This is a genomic window from Rhodoferax sp., from assembly GCF_023701345.1.
GTDB lineage: Bacteria > Pseudomonadota > Gammaproteobacteria > Burkholderiales > Burkholderiaceae_C > Rhodoferax.
In genome coordinates, this window is the sequence record NZ_JAMPXE010000172.1 from 1 (window position 1) to 5,417 (window position 5,417).

Sequence of the window (5,417 nt, forward strand, 5' to 3'; positions counted from 1 at the left end):
AATCCCACTTGCGTCCGAGGCATTCCAGATATTTGCTCGGATCATCCTGCTGTAGTTAAGCGAGAGCCGAAACTGCTAGGTCGCCTTGATCTCGATAACGTCCGAGCCATTGGCCAGGTGATCCAAGTAGTCGACCCAGGTTGCATCATCCCTGCCCGGTGCTTCATGTAGGTGGTGCAGTTGTAGGCCCGGCCACTGGCATCCCTAATCACATGGGCGACGCCGTATACCAAAATTTCGGCCACCTGTTGCGTTCCTGAAAGGTGGACTCGTCGCTTAGCAAGGACGAGGCCATCTGCGATGAAATATGGCTTTGAGAGCCGAAACCCGCAGTAATTTCCATACCCGCTTTCCCGTACTATTCCCGTACCGACGAAAAAAAACACTTAACAAAACTGCTAAGTGCTTGATTTACTACCAAATCTGGTAGGCGCGATTGGACTCGAACCAACGACCCCCACCATGTCAAGGTGGTGCTCTAACCAGCTGAGCTACGCGCCTAAGGGTCTCAAAAGAGAACGAGAGTATAGCCGCAATATCGCACCGCTTTGAAGCTCAAAGATTGAAAATTCACAGCGGATGCTTGCGTCATAATTGACGTTTACGTTAACGTCAATCATTTTCTGGAGAAAACCATGGAGATTGCAGGCAAGGTATTCATCATCACCGGTGGCGCCTCGGGCTTAGGCGAAGGCACGGCACGCATGCTCGCCAGCAAGGGCGGCAAGGTAGTGATTGCCGACATGCAGGCCGACAAGGGAGAGGCCGTGGCCAAGTCCATTGGCGGCGCATTCGTCAAATGCGATGTCAGCAGTGAGGCCGATGGCCAGGCCGTGGTGGCCTGCGCCACAGGCTTGGGCAAATTGATGGGGCTGGTGAACTGTGCCGGCATTGCACCAGCAGAGAAAACCGTTGGCAAATCAGGCCCGCACGCGCTTGCCTTGTTCAGCAAGTGCATCAGTGTCAATCTGATTGGCAGCTTCAACATGATCCGCCTCGCCGCGGATGCCATGAGCCGAAACGCGCCCGAGTCCACCGGCGAGCGCGGCGTGCTGATCTCCACCGCCTCGGTGGCCGCTTATGACGGCCAGATTGGCCAGGCCGCCTACAGCGCCTCCAAGGGCGGCATTGTCGGCATGACGCTGCCCATTGCCCGCGACCTGGCGCGCAACGGCATTCGCAACATGACCATTGCGCCCGGCATTTTTGGCACCCCCATGCTGTTCAGCTTCCCGCAGGAAGTGCAGGACGCGCTGGCGGCCAGCGTGCCGTTTCCGTCGCGCCTGGGCACCCCGCAGGATTACGCCAAGCTGGCGCTGCATATTTTCGAGAACGACATGCTCAACGGCGAGGTGATCCGGCTCGACGGCGCCATTCGCCTGGCGCCGCGCTGAGCCATCGCCCCGGCGGCAAGCGGTCGGGCGCGCGGCTTCCTACAATCCGGGCATGTCCATCCCCCAGACCTTTGTTCAGGAACTGCTTGCCCGCGCCGATGTGGTGGAAATCGTGGGTCGCTATGTGCCGCTCAAAAAGGGCGGAGCCAACTTCATGGGCCTGTGCCCGTTTCACAGCGAAAAGTCGCCCTCTTTTTCAGTCAGCCCGACCAAGCAGTTCTACCACTGCTTTGGCTGCGGCAAAACCGGTAACGCCATCGGCTTTTTGATGGAACACGCCGGCATGAGCTTTGTCGAGGCGGTGCAGGACCTGGCCCAGCAATTTGGCATGAAGGTGCCGGAAGACGATGCCAGCCCGCAGGACCGGGCCCGCGCTGCCGAGCAGCGGCAAAAACAAGGCACGCTCAACGAGGTACTGGAAAAAGCCTGCCTGGCTTACCAAAAGCAGCTCAAGGGCTCCGAACGCGCGGTGGCTTATTTCAAGGGTCGGGGGCTTTCCGGGCGGGTCGCCAAACAGTTTGGCCTCGGCTACGCGCCCGAGGGCTGGCGCAGTCTGGCCAGCGTGTTCCCCAATTACGACGACCCGCTGCTGGTGGAAAGCGGCCTGGTGATCCTGAGCGAAGAAGCAGGCCAGGAGGCCAAGCGCTACGACCGTTTTCGTGACCGCGTGATGTTCCCGATCCGCAACATCAAGGGCGAGTACATCGGTTTTGGCGGCCGCGTGCTGGGCGACGACAAGCCCAAATACCTCAATTCGCCCGAAACGCCGGTGTTCAGCAAGGGACGCGAACTCTACGGCCTGTTCGAGGCGCGCAACGCCTTGCGCGAGCACGGCTATGCGCTGGTGACCGAGGGTTACATGGACGTGGTGGCGCTGGCGCAGCTGGGTTTCCCCAACGCCGTGGCCACGCTAGGCACGGCCTGCACGCCCGAGCATGTGCACAAGCTGTTTCGCTTCACCGATGCGGTGGTGTTCAGTTTTGACGGCGACAGCGCCGGCCGCCGCGCGGCGCGCAAGGCACTCGACGCCGCGCTGCCGCTGGCCACCGACGTGCGCTCGGTCAAGTTTTTGTTTTTGCCACCCGAGCACGACCCCGACAGCTTCATCCGTGAACACGGCAAGGACGCCTTTGCCCGCTATGTCAGCGAAGCTGTGCCCTTGAGCCGTTTTTTGATCGATGCCGCACGCGACGGCTGCGACCTGCACAGCGCCGAGGGCCGCGCCCATCTGGCCAGCAACGCCAAACCCTTGTGGGAAATGCTGCCTGCTGGCGCCCTCAAGCAACAACTGCTGACGGAGATTGCCGATCTGGTCCAACTCAGCCCACGCGAGCTCACCGACATCTGGCACCCTGCCCCGGCCAAGGTCAAACGCGAACGCTCCGAAGGCTATGCCAAAGGCGGGCCTTCGCGCCCGGACTACCCCGATTACAGCGCCAGGAGTTACAAGAAAAAAGCGCCCGCGCGAATCACCAGCAGCCGTCTGCCCGCCAGCCGGGCCGACCACGCCGCGCGCATCCTGCTCGACAACATGGCGGCGCTGGAATCGCTGTCGGCCGAAGACCATGCCCTGCTGTGCGGTTTGCCAGCCCCTCATGGTCCGCTGTTTGCCTGGCTGGAGAGCCAACTCCATGAGCACGGCCCGATCCCCTGGGTCGCCTTGCGGGAAGGGCTTCAAGGGCACGAGAGCGAAGCCTTTGCGCTCAAGCTCATGGCCGGTTACGAACTGGGCGCCGACAGCGATCCCGCCGAAGAACTCAACGAACTGCGCCATCTGATCAACCGCATGTTGATTGAACACCTCAAAACCGAAGAAACACTGGCGATTGAGGCCGCCAAAGTGGACCCCGGTGCCCTGCAGCGTTACCGCGAGTTGCAGGCGCGCCGCCTGCTGCTGGAGTCCGCCACCTGAATCCATAATGGCCGCGAGGTTGATGGCAAAAGGTATAATCCAACGTTTTTCCGACAAGCGCGACAGCAGCACCTCCGGGCCCGGCCAATTGATGACACACTTTTCATCCGGCCAACCTACCGCAAGGACTGCACACCAAATGTTCGCCCACACACCTTGTCTGACCTGGTTTATTCCTCGTCCTGCCCAACGCTGGCTGCAAAAGCGTTAGCCCATACTGATATTACTGTTTTGAGGTGTCATCATGCCCGCTACCAAGCCGCAAAAATCTGCTGCGTCCACAGCCAAAACCAGCGTTGCCAAGACCACCGCCACGACCTCTCCCAAATCGAAAGCCGCACCCGTGACCGCCTCCAAGACCAAAGCCCAAGCCCACCCAGAAGATAAGAAAACAGCCATTGCAGCGGCAGCACCCGTCGAAAAGAAAAAGACCGCCAAGGTCAGCAAAGCCGCTGAGGCTGCCAGCCCGGCCAAAATACCTGCCAAGCGTGGCCCAAAAGCCAAGGCAGCCAAAAAGAGCGAAGACCATGACATCGACTTGACGGACATTGAGGACGACCTGGTCGGCGAGCCCGAGGTGGCCGAAGCCTCGACCGAGAAAGTCAAGCCGCTGCGCATGAAAATCAGCAAGGCCAAAGAGCGTGCGCTGATGAAGGAGTTTGGCCTGGATGAGACGGTTCTGTCCGAAGAGGACCTGGCCAAACGTCGTCTGCGCCTCAAAGCCCTGATCAAGCTCGGCAAAACCCGTGGTTACCTGACGCACGGCGAGATTTCTGACCACCTGCCCGACAAGCTGGTCGATGCCGAGACGCTTGAAGTCGTGATCTCGATGCTCAACGACATGGGTGTGGCGGTGTACGAGCACACGCCCGATGCCGAAACCCTGCTGCTCAACCAGAACGGCCCAACTGCCGCCACCGAAGAAGAAGCCGAGGAAGAAGCCGAAGCCGCGCTGAGCACAGTGGACAGCGAGTTTGGCCGTACCACCGACCCGGTGCGCATGTACATGCGCGAAATGGGCACGGTGGAGTTGCTCACGCGTGAGGGCGAGATCGAGATTGCCAAACGCATCGAAGGCGGTCTGATGGCCATGATGGAGGCCATCTCGGCCTCCCCCGCCAGCATTGTCGAAATCCTGCAATTGGGTGAAGACATCCGTAGCGACAAGGTGGTCATCACCACCATCGTCGATGGTTTCACCAACCCCAACGAGGCCGACGACTATGTGGCCGAAGAAGACTTTGACGAATTTGATGCCGAAGACGATGACGATGGCAATGGTGGCTCCAAAGCGCTGACCAAGAAGCTCGAAGAGCTGAAAAAAGAGGCCATGGCCCGCTTTGATCGCCTGCGTGAGTACCACGAAAAAATTCTGAAAACCTACGACAAGGAAGGCTACGGCACGCCCAGCTACCTCAAAACGCAGCGACTGTTGTCAGACGAACTGATGTCGATCCGGTTTACCGCCAAAACCATCGAAAAGCTCTGTGACATGGTGCGCGGACAGGTCGATGAAGTGCGAAAAAAAGAACGCGAACTGCGCCGCATCATTGTCGATAAATGCGGTTACCCGCAAGAGCAATTTATTGCTGAATTCAGCGGTCGCGACAAACACCATCAAAAAGTGCCGAGCCATTTGCTGGACCTGAAATGGATCGAAAAGCATGCCGCCGCCGGCAAACCCTGGAGCGCGGTGATGGGCCGCAACATTCCGCCGGTGCAAGAGTTGCAGCAACGCCTGATTGACCTGCAAACCAGGGTGGTGGTGCCATTGGACCAGCTCAAGGACATCAACAAGCGCATGAACGCCGGCGAATACGCCTCGCGCGCAGCCAAAAAGGAAATGATCGAGGCCAACCTGCGCCTGGTTATTTCCATTGCCAAAAAATACACCAACCGCGGCCTGCAGTTCCTCGACCTGATCCAAGAAGGCAACATCGGCCTGATGAAGGCGGTCGACAAGTTCGAATACCGCCGCGGCTACAAGTTCTCGACCTACGCCACTTGGTGGATCCGCCAGGCCATCACCCGCTCGATCGCCGACCAGGCGCGCACCATCCGCATCCCGGTGCACATGATCGAGACCATCAACAAGATGAACCGCATCAGCC

At 59.4% G+C, this 5,417-nt stretch carries 3 protein-coding genes and 1 tRNA gene; 3 read left to right on the forward strand and 1 reads right to left on the reverse strand.

What is annotated here, in order from left to right; all coding sequences use genetic code 11:
* Window positions 1-424: 424 nt before the first annotated feature.
* A tRNA-Val gene (locus tag NDI87_RS16180) sits at window positions 425-501 on the reverse strand.
* Between the two features lie 134 nt (window positions 502-635).
* Between NDI87_RS16180 and NDI87_RS16185 the strand changes: the two genes are divergently transcribed.
* The 3 genes from NDI87_RS16185 to rpoD all read left to right on the forward strand — a co-directional run.
* Window positions 636-1,394 carry a 3-hydroxyacyl-CoA dehydrogenase gene (locus NDI87_RS16185; protein WP_296276529.1) on the forward strand — a complete coding sequence of 253 codons (759 nt, stop codon included), beginning with the start codon at window positions 636-638 and terminating at the stop codon, window positions 1,392-1,394.
* A gap of 52 nt (window positions 1,395-1,446) precedes the next feature.
* Window positions 1,447-3,306, forward strand: a complete 1,860-nt coding sequence (gene dnaG / locus NDI87_RS16190; protein ID WP_296276531.1) for a DNA primase — start codon at window positions 1,447-1,449, stop codon at window positions 3,304-3,306.
* Window positions 3,307-3,550: 244 nt separating this feature from the next.
* On the forward strand, window positions 3,551-5,417 hold a 1,867-nt coding region (rpoD, locus tag NDI87_RS16195), incomplete at its 3' end, for an RNA polymerase sigma factor RpoD (RefSeq protein WP_296276533.1).

What these genes read in the sequence shown, in the direction of transcription:
- dnaG (WP_296276531.1), top strand. Translation starts at nt 1,447, where the DNA reads ATGTCCATCCCCCAGACCTTTGTTCAGGAACTGCTTGCCCGCGCCGAT.
- NDI87_RS16185 (WP_296276529.1), top strand. Translation starts at nt 636, where the DNA reads ATGGAGATTGCAGGCAAGGTATTCATCATCACCGGTGGCGCCTCGGGC.